This is a genomic window from Kaistella sp. (assembly GCF_049588135.1).
In the GTDB taxonomy this organism is placed as follows: Bacteria; Bacteroidota; Bacteroidia; order Flavobacteriales; family Weeksellaceae; genus Kaistella.
In genome coordinates, this window is record NZ_JBAVFG010000015.1 from 1 (window position 1) to 16802 (window position 16802).

The following is a 16802-nucleotide window of genomic DNA, read 5'->3' on the forward strand; positions in this document are numbered from 1 at the left end:
CTTAAACAACTCTTCATCCTCCTCATCAAAATCTGAATAATTAAAATCATTCAAATCTGTTTTTAAAAGTTTAAAAAGAAAAATTGCCAATATCGATTTACCAGTTCCTGCTCCTCCCTGAATTAAACTGACTTTCGCCTGATCATCTAAAAGACAGATCAAAATTGTTTTCAGCCCATTAATCTGTTCTTTAGAAAGTGATTTGTAAGGTGAATATTTAAAAAGATCTGAGTTATCAATATAATCAAGGGAATGTCTGGCAATTCCCAAACTCCTTAGTTCAGTCCAAATATCTTTGAACTGTTCCCAATAGACTTCTTTCTGCTGGTAATATTGATGATTTGAAATTCCCAAATTCCCATTTTGAAGAGAATACGTACCGTCAGCAGCGATATATCTAATTAAGTTAGATTCCACATCCAAGGTTGCAGATTTATTAAATCTTTCGCTCAGTATTAAATTTACGCAACTTAGATTTTGTTTTTTTTCTGTTTTTGAATGTGCCTTTAATCTGGTCAAAACATCAGTTGTTTCACCTACATACGCTTCTTTACTTTTTTCTTCTTCTAAAAAGTAAACAAGGGGCCAGTTGAGAAATTCACGGTGATTTTCAAGTATTGTAGATTCTAAATTGGTATCGAAAGGATATTGTTGGATGGAAAAACTCATTGAATAATATATTTCGATCTACAGTTCGTTGTATTTGGTTGCATTACCTTTAGCTTTGTCGACAGGATATTTATCTGCATTTTTCTTAATTTTATCCATCACAATCTGATGAATATCTAAATTATTTTTATCTGCTAATAGCAATGCATACATCAATACATCGGCTAATTCATCCTTCAGTTGATCCAAATTAAAATCTTCATTTTTTTTCCAAAGGAATAATTCCAAAAGTTCAGAAGCTTCCACAGAAAGTGCAAGTGCCAAATCTTTAGAATTATGAAACTGTTCCCAATCTCTTTCGTCCCGGAATTTTACTATATTTTTTATCAGTGTATTGATGTCTTCCATAATTCCTTAGTTACTTCTTGCTGAGATACCGTGTAAAAGCTTAAAAAAGCAATAAAATCAAAGATATTAAAAATAAATGTCTAAAAATTATACAAACCAATTTAAATTACTAATTTTTTTAAGTATTTTTAACTTTTCTATTTAATCTTTAAAGTTTGTATTTAAAGTCTTTTAACTATTTATAAAATCCTTAATTAAATACAAAAGTTCTTCTTCATTCATCACCACAATACTCAAAGCATTAATCTTTTCCAGCTTCTTGGGTCCAGCTCCGGTTCCTACTAATACCAAATCCGTATTTCTTGAAATGCTGGTATTAATATCTGCGCCGCAGTCAAATAAAATCTGAGCTAACCTGTTTCTCTGTTTTGGGAAAGCATTGAACTCTCCGGTGATGACCACTTTTTTAGAATAGAAATAATGATTTTCATATTTCGGCTTCACAGCAGGGTAAATTAAGGAAGAATCAATTCTCTTTGATGAAAAAGCTTCGGTAAAAAAATCCGTTTTTAAATTTTCTTTCTTCACCTTGTTATCAGGCATAAAGGAACTGTTCAAGGTAAAAAACTGATTCATCTTCAGGAAAATAAATCCACAAACCTCAGCATCATATTGAGAATTGTGATGAAGCTTTTCGCTGAAACTCAGATTAAACAATTCAGCCAGTGTAGATAATTGATGATTGTTCAGATAGGGAAAAAGCTGTTGGGAAAGCTGTAAAGTACAGATGCCTTGGTAAGCAGGCATATCCATTTCATAGTAACTGAATAAACTTTCTAAAATTGGGAACTCCACCGTACATCCATTATGTGCAATTACAATCTGACCTTCAATGTGTTCACGGATGATATTCCAAATGATGGGAAAATGCGGAGCGGAACAGGTATCCTCAGCAGTAATTCCATGAATAGTAGTATGAAGTGTAAGATATTCGTTTCCGAGTGGCTGCACGAGGTAATTGTTGGAGAAAATGATATTTCCATTTTCAAATACAGCAATTCCGATACTGCAAACGGAGCAGGAATCATTGTTTGCTTTTTCAAAGTCAAGGGAAGTGAATCTCATCATTGCGTTATGGTTTTTTCAAATGTAAATAAAAAAACGGCATCTATTTTACGGGAATCCGTAAAGCATATTTGAAATACCCACAGACAAGTAACAAAAAAGGATAAAAAGTAATTAATGCGAGATTTTGCAATAATCTCGCATTAATTACTTTTATTGATCTGTTTTATTATTTTATCAAAATTCTCAGATCTAATGTAATTTATTTTTTTAAGGTTTACTTTAATTTCTTGCATGAATCCTAATCTAACCAATGCTTTCAGATCCATCCGGGCTGTGAAATTGGAAACCCCAAACCGGTTCTGAACCTCTTTACTCGTAAACACGCGGTCACCATCCTCGTGAATAATTTTAATCAACTGAGCCATCCGCTCATTCACGCCTTCGATTTTTAAGAACTTTGCTGCCTGAATCACCTCAGTTTGCTTCTTGTGAATGTAGGCTTTCAAAGCATTATAAGCTTTTATCATCGTTTTGACATGGTAAGTAATAAAATAGCCCAGATCATTATCGTCAATTTCTGTATGTTGATATGCTTTTTCGTACTGGTTTTTAGTGTCTTTAATAATTCTGGATATGGAAAGATATTCAGTAAGCCAATACCCGTTTTTCAGCATATACCAATAAAATAAGGCTCTTGCAGTACGTCCGTTCCCATCAGTGAAAGGGTGGATCCATCCTATCATAAAATGAATGATACAACCTTTGACGACAGGATGAATAAAGTCTTTGGAATCATTATTAAAAAAAATAATCAGGTCATCAAGTAATTGACTTAACTCTTCATGGGGAGGTGGCTGATGTACAATATCGCCTTTGATTACATTGGCAACAAAAATGTCATCATTGGTCCGGAACTTCCCTTCCTCCTCTGCATTATCTAAAGTGTTGTTAGATATTAAGCGATGTATTTCCAGAAGTTTTTCAACCGTTAAATCCTCATTCTTGATCTGGACAATGTGATTCATGGTCACATAATTGTTCATGATCATCTGTTCTGATTTGGTAAGGGGTTTCTTTTCGTACTGAATCATTTCCTTTGCTTTTTTTCTTGTCGTACTTGCCCCCTCCATTTGGCTGCTGCTGATGGATTCTTCAATGATGGAACTGATCATGAATTTGGATTTATCCGTTTCGGCGATTCCAATGTTGCTTGTTAAAGTACCGCCGGTGTGCATATCAAAAAGATGCAGAGATCTTTGCAGGAAATCTGTATTTGGATAAGTAAAAGTATAGGCAGGATTTTTTCCAAACTGTATTCTTTTACTGGTAATGCGACGGTGAAATTTAACAGCAGACCACACTTCCTCCTTATCTTCACGTGAAGTTTTGTATTTTAACTTATCCCAATAGAGATATTCATCCTGAATGAGTTTCATTTCTCCCGTCATCTGCATTTCCACAGAAAGAGAAATATCATTTTTTGATCCTGTAACATTTGGCGGTTTTTCCATGAGATTGATGTTTGATTAAACAAAAATAGTAAATAATGCGAGATTATCGCAAAATCTCGCATTATTTACTATTCATATCGTTTTTACCATTTTCCTCTGGTGCATCTTCGTTATCAAAAATCTATTTTTTCTCTCCGTCTAAGTGAATAAATTATCTGATATCCTGAGATTGTACAATTAACCTATAGCGGTGCATTCATCTGATCTCCAGTTAGGTCCGATTGTTTATCCAGTTCCATTTTTCATTGAACCCCGTATTTTATTCCACCTACGAATAGATTATCCGCAACCCCTATCCTTCCTTTGCTTCGTCAACATCAAAAACAAAGAACCATGAAAGCTTATCTTAATAAAATCTACGGGCAACAATTGCCGGAGGAAATCCGTAAAAAACTTCAACAATTGGTAATGGATCAGTATACTGAAATGGTCTTTCTGTCCAGAGAGTATTTCTGTTCAGTACCCACCATTACGGTCATTTTGGGAAAATCAGCAGAAAAAAAAGTACAGGAAACACTTCAGCGGGAAGGCTGGATCAGAAACAGTTTAACACAACAGCAAATGATAATCAGTATTCATTTGCATTCAGCGAATGATCAACAGGTGAATCTTCATTTCAGCTACATGCTGTTCAACTGTTATACCCGTCATCTTATTTATGCCCGCACGGAAAAGAGTTGGAACAGCATGTTTCAGAATCTGTATTCGGAAAAACAGGCGAAAAATCAAAAACTTTTTCAGCAATGGATCACGCCCATCATCAGGCAGTGCGAAGTCTATGAGGCGCAATTTATCAAAAGTCAAATCCCGAATCCTTCTGTTGAGGTGATGGGTACGGGAATTAAAACGATGTACTCCACCCTATTTTCTGCTTTCCGCGAATTTTTCCTGCCCAGACCGCTGCATCAAAATTTTGAGGGTACGAAAATACTGGTTTTTATGGAACAGTATATTTCCGGTGTAGGACATTCGCTCCGAAAAATTTCAATCACTGCCATAGAAGAATTTTTAACCAGTACCGCTGTAAACATAACGCAGGATCGTATGGAGGAGCAACTGAATTATGTTGCCATTTTAAAAGAGGTCTTACAGCACCAACTGTCCAATTTATTTCACCGCCAACTCACCCAAACGCTGTCGTGGAATCAATATGCTGCGGTATATGAGCAACCCAAGACCGCCGTGAAGAAGGTGCTGCCTGATCTTCCGAGCCAAGTGTCACAAATAATCAATGAACATTTTAAACCCGATTATATTTACCTCCATCAAATGAAAGATGCCCAGGGCAAGCCTACTAAACTTCTGCTCATTATTGTGGGGGAAGATTTAAAAATCACGCATCTGCAGCGCATACAGCACCTCCTCAAACCTCATTTTCCGGAATATGAGTTCACCATTCTGCTGCATAAAACCGAGTGGCTTAAGAAACACTATGCTTTGTTCTACGGATTTATCGACCGGTATCTTCATCGGGACCACCTGATCTATCAACGCCGTGCTGTTCTTACCTATCCAAAAAAGTTGGAGCGCGAGCGGGATCTTCTGGTGAGGGATTACTGGAAGGAGCGAAAAAGAATCATTGAGGTGCACTGGACGAATATCGGCTTTGGCTGCCACGCCTTTCATGAAACGCAGATCATCTACCTGCGCAGTATTTTTCAACAGCTGTTTCTCGGAACGCTCTATCACTACGCTCATTATCTTCCCAACACGCTCAATCTGAACTATCTCTGGGAGCTTCTGGAGTTTTTCGCACCGGAGATTCCTGCCAGGTTGATGATGAGCCGTCCGATGAAAGAAATTATTGCTTATGTGAACGAGCCGGATCAGAATTTCCCGATGGCAGAGTCGGCGCCGGCAGAAACTTCCACGCTGCTTTTTCACGAAGCGGTTGCCTGTTGCAGCCAGCTCTATCAAAATCTCCTTCACGAATAATCTTAAACAAATAGGTATTATGGAAAATTTTATCAATCAAATCAATGAGAAAAAACTGCCGAAGCAGGTTACTGAACTGCTTATGGCGGAGACCGAAAAAAAGAATATTAACGGTGTCTGGATGTACCGACCAGAGCAACAAGAATGCTCGCTGCTCACTATTTACTGTAAAGACAAACTGTTACTCCAGCGGACATTTGACTATCTTTTCATAGGAGATACCTTTGAGCAAGACCGTGTTCTGATTTCTATTCTGGACGATGCTGATCTGGAACAACACCGGGAAGACCGGTATTTATTCTTTCAGAGGTATGCACGGAAAGAAGATCAGATCTATGGGGAGGAAAAGAATTACGGGAGATTTATCGTTACCGAATCGGATCTCAAATCTCTGAGGGAGCGTTATGAAAAGGGTGAACAACTCCTTATGAAATATACCGAGGAATTGATCGTAGATGAACAGGTGGGCGCTACCCTATTTTCCTTAAAAAATATACAGCATGATCTGGAGTTTCTGGAATATCTGCGGTTTGGAAGATCATTTGAAGACTTCACCCTAACAGAACGGCTGCATCAAATGGAAGCTTTTATTCCGGAGATTAAAAAGCTTTTTTTAAAGGAAGGTGATCAATACTATCTTCTGCGCCAGATCGAGAATGAGGATATGGTTGAGTACATGGATGAACATCTGCCTTTCATCAGTAAAATCAAGAAAAAGATGAAAGGTTTTGTTTTACAAAATATGAGGGTAAAGCAACCCAAAAACAATCATCTGAAACCTACGGTATCTCATCAGTTTTTGAAAGACCCATCCATTAAAAAAGTATTGCGCCCCTTACTGCACATGGCTCATCTGGAGGAAGTGTATTTATTCCATGAAATCACCAGCATTCAAGCGGACTTCCAACATCATCATTATTACCTGTTAGCTCTGGTTTCGAAGGAAAAAGTGAAAGAAGCCCGACGTGTATCTCAAAAGATAAATGCAGCACTGCCTCTTCATTTAAAATTCACTATTATTTATCACACCCGACTGTGGATTCAGGAAAATCTGTATCAATCGCAGCAATTTTTAAAAACACTGATGAACAAAGAACATCAGATATATACGAATGATTTTCATCCGAAAATTCACTGGGGTCGAGATGATGCCTATCGCTGTGATGACTCTTTTTTCTATCATCGCAGGGCTAAAAATATTTATAAAAGACATCTGAAAGGAATTAAGCGCGATGAAAAGTCGACAATGGCTTCTATTATTCCCTGCGATCTGAATGAATATTTTGTACAAATCCTTATTAACAGTCTATATGATACCCTTGGCTATTTGGCGGAGATCAACGATGTAGAAGTTTTGTGGAACCTGTTAATCTATGCCCATCCAATGCATACCCAACTTGAAGAACATCTGCAGCAATTATCTTTCGATCTGATCGGTTATCTGAGTATGCACCGAAAAGATAAATTGCCCGCCCTGCATCTTCATCAGGACGAAAAGAAACTGCTGTTTGGTCTGATCCAACGCATTAAAGATATATAAATGCAGCAGCCGCAGGTCTATTCCTGTAATTTTATTGTTTTCATGATCTGTCTTTTTTGAGCGCCCGATAAGGGCGCATTTTTTTCTTGAGATTCTTTATTAATTATAAATTGTTAAAAAAACATCTTAAAGAGACATCCATCATCCATCTTGTATAGCGATATTAGGATTTATTGAGTAATCTGTATAGGTATTTCAGGACGGGTCAAGCACCCATCATCCATCATCGATCATCCATCTTGTATAGCGATATTAGGATTTATTGAGTAATCTGTATCGTTATTTTAGGACGGTTCATCCTACACCCTACATCCTGCATCCTGCATCTAACATCCATCACCCCAAACCCCCAAAATCATCCCCTAGTCATCCCCCACCATAAAGCATCAGAAAGGCACTTACTAACAATCGGATATTCGGTCGTTTTCGGCAAAAACGGCTCTTTTCGGCAAAAACGGTCGTAACCGGCATCAAAAATTGCATGGTATGTTTTTATTCCCAAATTTTGTCCCGTGATCACAACAGGTTTTAACGGACGTACCTCAACATCTGAATCTTAATTTTTAAAACTTAAAAAAATGGCAAGACAAAAAGGAATTATTAAACTGAAAGGGACTTTTTATCTCTTCTTATGAATCGGATATGGACTACTGATTGGCAATCAGCCATTTTTCGGATCAAGCACACAACTTGGGGAAGAAAAAGGAAACCGGTGATCTCGCTGCATGCTATAGAAAACAGAAATCCTTAAGAACTATGATCTGACTTTTTAATGGACGGTTTTCCCATTTTGAACCGGCGGCTCATCAAAATCATTCCGTACCTTCCTTGCACCCATCGTCATGGCCTAGTGCACCTTATGCCGACTATACTTCATCAGAAAAGGGAATAAGATAACAATAAACCTCTTCCTTTCTTCAGGCTGCGTTCATTAAAAACCCGTCATTGCGAGCGCAACGAAGTGGAGCGCGGCAAACTCATTATTCAGTTTTCTCCGGTTGATAAGGTCGAACGGGCAATTCCTGCTCTTTCTGCAACCTGAACTGCAGTGAGTTTTCTTCGCTTTCTCGCGAGCTTGATATTTTCGCCCATTGGTTCCAATAATTGGCTGAATTTGGGAAGAATTATTTGTTCCTTTTTATTCATACGTTCGTTATTTCATACAAATACATGTAATTTGATTGAAATAATAATCATTTTAAGAAATATCAATTATTCATTTTAATAATCATCGCCTTTCTTTTCTCTTCTTGTTCATCCAATCTTATTCTTGAGCGACATCAGTTCATTTCATTCTTAAAGTGTTTTCACCAATATTGTATGCATACACTGATGCGGGTAAAAAAGTAAAAGACAGATCTCCTATTTCTTTAGTCCCTTGTTTATCAATAGAGGTCACTAAGGAGCTTGTAAATGCATTTGTTTTACAGAACTGAATCAAGCTGGACAATTCCTGAGGTTTTTCAAAATAACGGTTGCTCCATTTGATTTCGACTCCCCAAATGGGTTTAAATTTTTTATCATCTACCAAGACTAAATCGACTTCACCATCTTTCCATCAACCAAACGTTTTCATACTGCAAACGTTCTATCATTTTATCTGGAGGGATAAGAGGGGAAATCTTCATTATTTTATTTAAACAAATACAATAAAAATAAGCAGATTCAAAACCATCTATTTTACATTTAATGAACCAAATAAGCTTATTTTATAAAAAATAACCTCTTATTTGCTGTTGAATCCGTTCCAATTCCCCTATTTATTATTAAAAAAAATGATCCTCTTTCCAACAATTGAACTGCATTCCTCAATTGCTGGATTATTTTTCATCTACTCCAATACCCGAACAATTTTTTAAGGCTCTTTTTCTTATTAATCGGTATAGTTATTTGAGGAGGGTCACGCATCCAGCACCCCACTTCATGGATACTTCATGGATAGTTCATGAGGAGTTCATGAAAACACTTTCGCAAAAAAACAGAAAAAAGACTCGATTTCGATGGCCTAAAAAAAAATTCCCCAAGTTTTTACTCGGGGAATTTCTAATAAAAATAGTGTTTCGCTTCGTGTGTTATTTCACTTCTTCGAAATCAGCATCCTGAACATCTTCTGTTCCGGAAGCTCCTGGATTTCCCTGTGCCTGATCAGCACCTGGTTGTCCTTGGTTACCTGCGGCATACATTTCTTCTGAAGCGGCCATCCAAGCGGCATCTAAAGCTTCGGTTTTGGTTTTTACGCTTTCCATATCTTTTGCTTCGAAAGCAGTTTTCAATTCTGCTGCTGCAGTTTCTACCGCTGCTTTTTTGTCAGCTGATAATTTGTCGCCAAATTCTTTCAGTTGTTTTTCTGTTTGGAAAATCAATCCGTCTGCTTTATTGAAAACTTCAACTTCTTCTTTTCTCTTAGCATCAGATGAAGCATTTTCTTCAGCTTCACGCTTCATTCTTTGGATTTCATCATCTGAAAGTCCTGAACTTGCCTGAATTTTAATGGTCTGTTCTTTACCTGTTCCTTTATCTTTAGCAGAAACGCTCAAGATTCCGTTGGCATCAATATCGAAAGTTACTTCGATTTGAGGAACTCCTCTTTGTGCTGGTGGAATGTCAGATAAATCAAATCTTCCGATTTCTTTATTATCGTTAAACATTGGTCTTTCTCCTTGTCCAACTCTAATAGAAACTGCAGGTTGGTTATCACTTGCGGTAGAGAAAACTTCTGATTTTTTTGTAGGAATAGTTGTATTCGACTCAATTAATTTAGTGAACACAGAACCCATTGTTTCAATACCTAATGAAAGTGGAGTAACGTCTAATAAAAGAACATCTTTCACATCACCAGTTAAAACTCCACCTTGAATAGCAGCTCCTAAAGCTACAACCTCATCTGGATTAACTCCTTTTGAAGGTGTTTTTCCGAAGAATTTTTCTACCTGTTCCTGAATGATTGGGATTCTTGTAGAACCACCAACTAAGATAACCTCATCAATATCTGAAACAGAAAGACCTGCATCTGAAAGCGCTTTTTTACAAGGCTCCATAGAACGTCTCACCAAGTCAGCAGCTAGTTGTTCGAATTTCGCTTTGGTTAAAGTTTTAACCAAGTGTTTCGGCCCTGTTGCAGTTGCCGTAATATATGGAAGGTTAATTTCAGTTTGTGAAGAAGAAGACAATTCGATTTTTGCTTTCTCTGCTGCTTCTTTTAATCTTTGAAGAGCGATTGGATCAGCTTTCAACTCAACACCTTCTTCAGATTTAAATTCATCTGCCAACCAATTGATAATTACATCATCAAAATCATCACCACCTAAGTGCGTATCTCCATTTGTTGACAATACTTCGAAAACACCGTCTCCCAAATCAAGGATAGAAACGTCAAAAGTACCACCACCTAAATCGTAAACTGCGATCTTTTGGTCTTTGTGATTTTTATCTAAACCATAAGCCAATGCTGCTGCAGTAGGCTCATTGATAATTCTTTCTACTTTTAAACCAGCGATTTCACCAGCTTCTTTAGTTGCCTGTCTTTGTGCATCATTAAAGTAAGCAGGAACTGTAATTACCGCTCTTGTTACTTCTTGGCCTAAATAATCTTCAGCCGTTTTCTTCATTTTTTGAAGAATCATTGCAGAAATTTCCTGAGGAGTATATTCTCTGTCGTCGATTTTTACTTTTGCAGTATCGTTTGGTCCCGCTACTACTTTATAAGGCACTCTGGAAACTTCGGATGCGTCATCTTTAAAGTGAGTTCCGATAAATCTTTTAATCGAGTAAACCGTTTTAGTAGGATTGGTTACTGCTTGTCTTTTTGCAGGATCTCCTACTTTTCTTTCTCCATCTTCTGTAAATGCTACGATAGAAGGAGTTGTTCTTTTACCTTCCGCATTAGGGATCACCACAGGATCTTTCCCTTCCATTACGGCAACACATGAATTGGTCGTACCTAAGTCAATTCCAATTATTTTGCTCATTTTATTTATATTTTTAGTTATTATTTAATTTAATTTTTACATTCTGAACTTCTCCAATTTTATACCATGGGAAATTTTATGACAAATTGACAGATTTGATTTTTATTAAAACAAAAAAAAGACACCTCACTAAAGTAAGATGTCTTTAATTGATACAAATCTGTCTATTATTTTTTAAGCGAGAGGATATATTCTACCATTTTTTTTGCATTCTCTTTACTCATTCCCGTATGGGGAGTCATTGGGATTTCTCCCCAATTACCTTTTCCTCCATCGATAATTTTATTGGCAAGCATGTCTAAATCTGCTTCTGTGTATTTATCTGCTACTTCCTGATAAGATGGACCAACAAGTTTGGCATCCACTTTATGACATGTTAAACAATCTGCTCCTTCGATAAGAGCCAAACCTTCACTTTTACCTGCTGCTGCCGAATCTACAGTTTTTACAACGGGCTCCTCCATCATTACATTGCTATCCATATTAGGATTGCTTTCCTTCTTACTACATGCTACTACGGCTGCTAAAACCCCGCAGATTATGAGATACTTTTTCATTCTTTTTTTATTTAAATGTCAGTTATAATTTTGTCTCACAAATTTGACGATAATTATCATATAGAGTGTATGATTACAATCATAAGGACAATGGAGCAAACCTTAGTACTTTTGAACATACAAAAAAATCAATAAAATGAAACTAGTAAAAACTATTGCACTCGCAACGCTTACCTTCGCTTTATTCTCTTGTGGAGGAGACAAACAAACCGATTCAGTTCCTACAGCATCATCTGACGCTGCTGCAACCGCAGATGAAAGTAGCGCAGAAATGGAAGCAAGCGCTGCTAAGTACGATCCAAACAGAGGTCTTGGTAAACATGAAAATGTTGATGTAAGTAAATTTGATCCAGCAATGGCTGCTGCAGGTAAAAAAATAGCTGAAGTTAAATGTACTTCTTGCCACAAACCAACAGACGAAAAATTAGTTGGTCCAGGCTGGTTAGGTGTTACTAAAAGACAAACTCCAGAATGGATTATGAACTTTATTTCTAATCCTGACCCAATGATTGATGTAGATCCAGAATTACAAAAACAATTAGAACTTTGTTTAGTTAGAATGCCAAATCAAGCACTAACAGATACAGATGCTAGAGAAGTTCTCGAATACATGAGACAGATCGACGGAGCAAAATAACACCTTCTTGATGAATGGTAAATAAAATAACTAATTTACCATTCATCTTTCCCACTTTCCTTCAGAAAGAATAATTAAATATCATATGAAAACTTACAAGAAAATTGGACTCGCAGCTTTTGCTGCGGTGAGTATCGTCGCATGCAAACCTAAAGGTACAGAAACCGCTGTATCGGGTGATGCAGCCGAGAAAGTGTATGTTGCGCCAGGAAAACACGATGAGGTTTACAACTTCGTAAGTGGTGGTTTTAATGGGCAAATCAGCGTTGTTGGACTACCAAGTGGCAGAACATTAAAAATCGTTCCCGTATTCTCTGTACATCCAGAAAACGGATATGGTTTCAGCGAAGAAACAAAACCAATGTTGGAAACTTCTCACGGTTTCGTACCTTGGGATGATCAGCACCACCTTGCATTATCACAAACTAACGGAGAAATTGACGGCAGATATTTATTTGCTAATGCCAATAATACTCCACGTGTTGCAAAAATCGACCTCACTACTTTTAAAACAACGGAAATTTTAGAAATCCCTAACTCTGCCGGGAACCACTCTTCTCCTTTCCTTACAGAAAACACAGAATATGTAGTAGCTGGAACCCGTTTTGCGGTGCCTGTTGATGGACAAGGCGACGTGCCAATTGACTCTTTTAAAGAAAATTTCAAAGGTTATCTTTCTTTCATTGGAATTAATAAAGAAGATGGAAAAATGGACATTACATTCCAGATTGAAGCTCCTGGATTTAACTTTGACTTATCACACGCTGGTAAAGGAAAATCTCACGGATGGTTCTTCTTCTCTTGCTACAACTCAGAACAAGCAAACACCCTTCTGGAAGTAAATGCTTCTCAAAATGAGAAAGACTTCATCATGGCGGTGAACTGGAAAAAAGCCGAAGAATATTTGAAAGCAGGAAAAGCTAAAAAAATGGCAGTTGAATATGCTCACAATACTTTTGATGAGTCTACCCTAATGGCAAAATCTGAAATCTTAAAAGAAGTCTCTGTGCTTTCTGCTAAAGAATTAAAAGACATCTGTTATTTAATTCCTTGTCCAAAATCTCCACACGGTTGTGATATCGATCCAACTGGTGAATACATTATTGGTTCAGGAAAATTAGCAGCGTTGATTCCGGTATTCAGTTTTGATAAATTAATGAAAGCAATTTCAGACAAAAATTTTTCAGGCGAATTTGACGGTATTCCAATTTTAAAATACGACGCAGTTTTACACGGTGAAGTTCAAAAACCAGGTTTAGGACCACTCCACACCGAATTTGACGGAAAAGGAAATGCCTATACCTCGATGTTCGTTTCTTCTGAAGTAGTGAAATGGGATATCGCAACTTGTAAAGTTTTAGACAGAACACCAACCTTCTACTCTGTAGGTCACTTAATGATTCCAGGTGGAGATACTAAAAATCCTTACGGAAAATATCTGGTTGCTTATAACAAAATTACGAAAGACAGATATTTACCAACAGGTCCGGAGCTAACGCAATCTGCTCAACTATTTGACATCAGCGGAGACAAAATGAAACTCCTCTTAGACTTCCCAACTATTGGTGAGCCTCACTATGCACAAGCAGGACCAGCAGCTTTGTTTACGAAAAACCAGGTGAAATTCTATAAATTAGAAGACAACAAACACCCTTATGTAACCAGAGGTGAAGCCGAAAGTAAAGTAGTTAGAGAAGGAAATAAAGTACATGTTTATATGACTTCTATCCGTTCTCACTTTGCACCGGATAATATTGAAGGTGTAAAAGTTGGTGACGAGGTTTACTTCCACGTAACTAATCTAGAACAAGACTGGGATGTTCCACACGGATTTGCGATTAAAGGCGCACAAAATGCAGAACTCCTTATCATGCCAGGAGAAACCACTACACTGAAATGGGTTCCTCTGAAAGCAGGAATGTATCCGATGTATTGTACCGACTTCTGTTCGGCATTACACCAAGAAATGCAGGGATACGTAAGGGTATCCCCTGCAGGCAGCAATACTCCACTTATTTATTCATTAAATAATAAAAAGGATAATGCTCAAAGCCCCATAAAACAAGGTGAAACCAAGTGAAAATTATGAATAAAGGGCAGTTTTTACTGCCCTTTTTACTTTTAATGATTCATGTCATTTTGTAACAAACATTACATAATAGAACAGTAAAGTACCTAACTTTACTCAAGAGATCATTAAAATAAACACCTTAAAAAAATGAAAACAAACTCAATCCAAAAATGGAGTAAAATACTTCTTATCATTTTGGGCGTCGGATTAATCGTTGCGATTTTTGTACCCATCTGGTCCATCTATCTGAACGCACCACAATATCCGGAAGGTTTAGCAATGTTCATCCACGCCGATAAAGTATCTGGTGAATATTCGATCATTAACGGCCTGAATCATTACATCGGGATGAAAGAAATACATGCTGATGAATTTTGGGAATTTAAAATATTACCATTCGCACTAGGATTCTTTGCACTTCTTTGTTTTACTGCTGCCTTTTTAAAAAGCAGAAAAATTCTAAACATCCTCACTGGTATTTACTTACTGTTCGGTGTCGGGTTCGTATTCGATTTCTGGAGATGGCTCTACGATTACGGGCATAACCTGAATCCTCATGCAGCGATTATCGTTCCCGGAATGTCTTATCAACCTCCATTGATTGGTTATAAACAACTGCTTAACTTTGAAGTCTGGTCTTATCCTAATCTTGGCGGTGCTATTATGATTGCGGCTGGTGTTATTTTGATTATCTTAGCATTTATGGAAAACAGAATTGCTAAAAAAGCAGTTTAAATATATCCTATTACTTCACTTTTATATCTTTAAAAAATTAAAAATTATGAAATTATTTGGCAAATTACTTTTAGCAAGTACTATGATTTTTTTAACAGCATGTTCCAAAACCGGGCCTCAAGAAATTGCAGTTGGCAAAGACCAGTGCGACAATTGCAAAATGACCATTACTGAGCCAAAATATGCCACTCAATTGATTACCGAAAAAGGCAGAAATTATAAATTTGATGACATCGTCTGTATGAAAGATTACGAAGGTTCAAATACAGAAACCACCGCTAATGCAAAAATGTATGTAGCCGATTTCCCAAGTGGACGGTTTATAGAAAGCAATACTGCCACTTTTATTAAAGGAGGCGATATTAAAAGTCCAATGGGCGGAAATACCCAGGCATATAAAGACAAAGCCGCCGCTGAAAAAGCTGCCACAGAACTACACGCAACCTTAGCTCAACAATAATCTGCAAACTTACAGTCATCGATTGTAGTTGGTATGAAATATGAAAAATAAAATATCCTCTTTACTGTTTTTACTTTTACCGGTTTTTGCGTTTTCCGCAGTTTTAAAAGTCGGTAAAAGTGAGCAGTATAAAAGCATAAAACAAGCTATCGTCGCAGCAAAAAGCGGCGATACTATTTTGGTCCAAAAAGGCATTTACCGAGAAGGAACGATTGACATCGAAAAACCTTTAACGCTCATCGGAATTAACAGACCTGTAATTGATGGTAATCTCAAAGGTGAAATCATCACTTTCAGAGCTGATCATATTACCTTAAAAGGATTCAAATTAATCAACAGCGGAAGAGACGAAATCCGCAGTATTGCTGCCGTACACATTTACACCAGCGCTGATTCTGTCATTGACAATAATATTTTCGAAAATAATCATTTCGGAATTTATGTTCAAAGAGGATTGCGCTGTTTAATCAGCAATAATAAAATCACCAGCAATAGAGGCACTTCCGAAGAAAACATCGGCGATGGAATCCATCTTTTAGGAAGCCGGGAAATATGGGTGAAAAACAATTATATCAGCGGACACAAAGATGGAATTTATCTGGAAAAAAATGCAATGTGCTTTATCTTCCACAATCTTTCCCGACACAATCTTCGGTACGGATTACACTTTATGTTTTCTAACGACAGTGTTTATACAGGAAATGTTTTTGATAATAATGAAGCAGGTGTCGCAGTAATGTACGCGATGAATGTGAGCATGTATCACAACAAATTCATCAACAATTGGGGCGACAGCGTATACGGACTTTTACTAAAAGAAATTTCTTACAGTAAGATTAAAGGAAACACATTCAGCAACAATACCACCGCAATCCTTGCCGATGGTGCCACCAAAATCGATTTCTACAACAACCAGTTCGAAAACAACGGTTGGGCGATTAAAATCAACGCAAACTGCATGGAAAATAAAGTTATTAGAAATAATTTCATCAATAATACTTTCGATGTCAGTACCAATGGCTCTACCGTGATGAATGATTTCCGTTTTAATTATTGGGATAAATACGAAGGCTATGATTTGAATAAAGACAAAATCGGCGATGTTCCTTTTCACCCATTGAGCTTATACTCAGTTTTGGTTGAGCAAAACCCGTCTGTAATGTTACTCTTCAAAAGTTTCTTAGTAGATATGCTAGACCGTACCGAAAAAATAATTCCCAGCTTAACGCCTGAAAGTTTCGTTGATGACCAACCTTTAATGAAACCTGTGAAAATATATTAAAGTCAACTTTAAGATTAACTTTAAAGTATTGCTCTGTAAAAATTTAATGAAAGTTGATGTTGACAATTAACATCTCAAAGA

General features: G+C 37.1%; 14 protein-coding genes. 7 read left to right on the forward strand and 7 right to left on the reverse strand.

The window, feature by feature from the left end; genetic code table 11:
* The 4 genes from WBY99_RS01010 to WBY99_RS01025 form a co-directional block, all read right to left on the reverse strand.
* Window positions 1-669 (reverse strand): GIY-YIG nuclease family protein (locus tag WBY99_RS01010; protein WP_423974486.1); only part of this gene is annotated, 669 nt, incomplete at its 3' end.
* An 18-nt stretch (window positions 670-687) separates the two neighbouring features.
* Window positions 688-1017 carry a nucleotide pyrophosphohydrolase gene (locus WBY99_RS01015; RefSeq protein ID WP_423974487.1) on the reverse strand — a complete coding sequence of 110 codons (330 nt, stop codon included), beginning with the start codon at window positions 1015-1017 and terminating at the stop codon, window positions 688-690.
* 171 nt (window positions 1018-1188) lie between these two features.
* The gene (locus WBY99_RS01020; protein WP_423974488.1) at window positions 1189-2085 is read right to left on the reverse strand and encodes an exonuclease domain-containing protein; all 897 of its coding nucleotides are present in this window, start codon (window positions 2083-2085) and stop codon (window positions 1189-1191) included.
* Window positions 2086-2225: 140 nt separating this feature from the next.
* Window positions 2226-3536, reverse strand: a complete 1311-nt coding sequence (locus WBY99_RS01025; RefSeq protein ID WP_423974489.1) for a Fic family protein — start codon at window positions 3534-3536, stop codon at window positions 2226-2228.
* Between the two features lie 333 nt (window positions 3537-3869).
* On the opposite strand from WBY99_RS01025, the gene WBY99_RS01030 reads away from it, so the two are divergent.
* Together WBY99_RS01030 and WBY99_RS01035 are read left to right on the forward strand one after the other, a co-directional pair.
* A complete protein-coding gene (locus WBY99_RS01030; RefSeq protein WP_423974490.1) occupies window positions 3870-5471 on the forward strand; it encodes a hypothetical protein in 1602 nt (533 codons plus the stop codon).
* A 19-nt stretch (window positions 5472-5490) separates the two neighbouring features.
* On the forward strand, window positions 5491-7011 hold the full coding sequence (locus WBY99_RS01035) for a hypothetical protein (RefSeq protein ID WP_423974491.1): 1521 nt from the start codon (window positions 5491-5493) through the stop codon (window positions 7009-7011).
* Window positions 7012-7995: 984 nt separating this feature from the next.
* On the opposite strand, the gene WBY99_RS01040 is transcribed toward WBY99_RS01035, so the two are convergent.
* The 3 genes from WBY99_RS01040 to WBY99_RS01050 all read right to left on the reverse strand — a co-directional run bounded on the left by WBY99_RS01040 (window position 7996) and on the right by WBY99_RS01050 (window position 11536).
* Complete coding sequence (locus WBY99_RS01040; protein WP_423974492.1) at window positions 7996-8157, reverse strand: helix-turn-helix domain-containing protein; 162 nt, start codon at window positions 8155-8157, stop codon at window positions 7996-7998.
* A gap of 926 nt (window positions 8158-9083) precedes the next feature.
* Entirely contained in the window at window positions 9084-10979 is a 1896-nt protein-coding gene (dnaK, locus tag WBY99_RS01045; protein WP_423974493.1) for a molecular chaperone DnaK, read from the reverse strand.
* A 167-nt stretch (window positions 10980-11146) separates the two neighbouring features.
* Complete coding sequence (locus WBY99_RS01050) at window positions 11147-11536, reverse strand: c-type cytochrome (protein WP_423974494.1); 390 nt, start codon at window positions 11534-11536, stop codon at window positions 11147-11149.
* A gap of 136 nt (window positions 11537-11672) precedes the next feature.
* Here WBY99_RS01050 and WBY99_RS01055 point away from each other — a divergent pair, with 136 nt between their 5' ends.
* The 5 genes from WBY99_RS01055 to WBY99_RS01075 all read left to right on the forward strand — a co-directional run bounded on the left by WBY99_RS01055 (window position 11673) and on the right by WBY99_RS01075 (window position 16721).
* Complete coding sequence (locus tag WBY99_RS01055; RefSeq protein ID WP_423974495.1) at window positions 11673-12173, forward strand: c-type cytochrome; 501 nt, start codon at window positions 11673-11675, stop codon at window positions 12171-12173.
* 85 nt (window positions 12174-12258) lie between these two features.
* Window positions 12259-14253 carry a Sec-dependent nitrous-oxide reductase gene (nosZ, locus tag WBY99_RS01060; RefSeq protein WP_423974496.1) on the forward strand — a complete coding sequence of 665 codons (1995 nt, stop codon included), beginning with the start codon at window positions 12259-12261 and terminating at the stop codon, window positions 14251-14253.
* A 138-nt stretch (window positions 14254-14391) separates the two neighbouring features.
* Complete coding sequence (locus tag WBY99_RS01065) at window positions 14392-14979, forward strand: hypothetical protein (RefSeq protein ID WP_423974497.1); 588 nt, start codon at window positions 14392-14394, stop codon at window positions 14977-14979.
* A gap of 46 nt (window positions 14980-15025) precedes the next feature.
* Window positions 15026-15439 carry a nitrous oxide reductase accessory protein NosL gene (locus WBY99_RS01070; RefSeq protein WP_423974498.1) on the forward strand — a complete coding sequence of 138 codons (414 nt, stop codon included), beginning with the start codon at window positions 15026-15028 and terminating at the stop codon, window positions 15437-15439.
* A 40-nt stretch (window positions 15440-15479) separates the two neighbouring features.
* The gene (locus tag WBY99_RS01075; RefSeq protein WP_423974499.1) at window positions 15480-16721 is read left to right on the forward strand and encodes a nitrous oxide reductase family maturation protein NosD; all 1242 of its coding nucleotides are present in this window, start codon (window positions 15480-15482) and stop codon (window positions 16719-16721) included.
* Window positions 16722-16802 lie beyond the last annotated feature (81 nt).

Excerpts from the sequence above, each read along its gene's own strand:
- WBY99_RS01030 (WP_423974490.1), top strand. The coding sequence starts at position 3,870 with ATGAAAGCTTATCTTAATAAAATCTACGGGCAACAATTGCCGGAGGAA.
- nosZ (WP_423974496.1), top strand. The coding sequence starts at position 12,259 with ATGAAAACTTACAAGAAAATTGGACTCGCAGCTTTTGCTGCGGTGAGT.
- WBY99_RS01055 (WP_423974495.1), top strand. The coding sequence starts at position 11,673 with ATGAAACTAGTAAAAACTATTGCACTCGCAACGCTTACCTTCGCTTTA.
- WBY99_RS01035 (WP_423974491.1), top strand. The coding sequence starts at position 5,491 with ATGGAAAATTTTATCAATCAAATCAATGAGAAAAAACTGCCGAAGCAG.
- WBY99_RS01050 (WP_423974494.1), bottom strand. The coding sequence starts at position 11,536 with ATGAAAAAGTATCTCATAATCTGCGGGGTTTTAGCAGCCGTAGTAGCA.
- WBY99_RS01020 (WP_423974488.1), bottom strand. The coding sequence starts at position 2,085 with ATGATGAGATTCACTTCCCTTGACTTTGAAAAAGCAAACAATGATTCC.
- dnaK (WP_423974493.1), bottom strand. The coding sequence starts at position 10,979 with ATGAGCAAAATAATTGGAATTGACTTAGGTACGACCAATTCATGTGTT.
- WBY99_RS01065 (WP_423974497.1), top strand. The coding sequence starts at position 14,392 with ATGAAAACAAACTCAATCCAAAAATGGAGTAAAATACTTCTTATCATT.
- WBY99_RS01070 (WP_423974498.1), top strand. The coding sequence starts at position 15,026 with ATGAAATTATTTGGCAAATTACTTTTAGCAAGTACTATGATTTTTTTA.
- WBY99_RS01025 (WP_423974489.1), bottom strand. The coding sequence starts at position 3,536 with ATGGAAAAACCGCCAAATGTTACAGGATCAAAAAATGATATTTCTCTT.
- WBY99_RS01015 (WP_423974487.1), bottom strand. The coding sequence starts at position 1,017 with ATGGAAGACATCAATACACTGATAAAAAATATAGTAAAATTCCGGGAC.
- WBY99_RS01075 (WP_423974499.1), top strand. The coding sequence starts at position 15,480 with ATGAAAAATAAAATATCCTCTTTACTGTTTTTACTTTTACCGGTTTTT.
- WBY99_RS01040 (WP_423974492.1), bottom strand. The coding sequence starts at position 8,157 with ATGAATAAAAAGGAACAAATAATTCTTCCCAAATTCAGCCAATTATTG.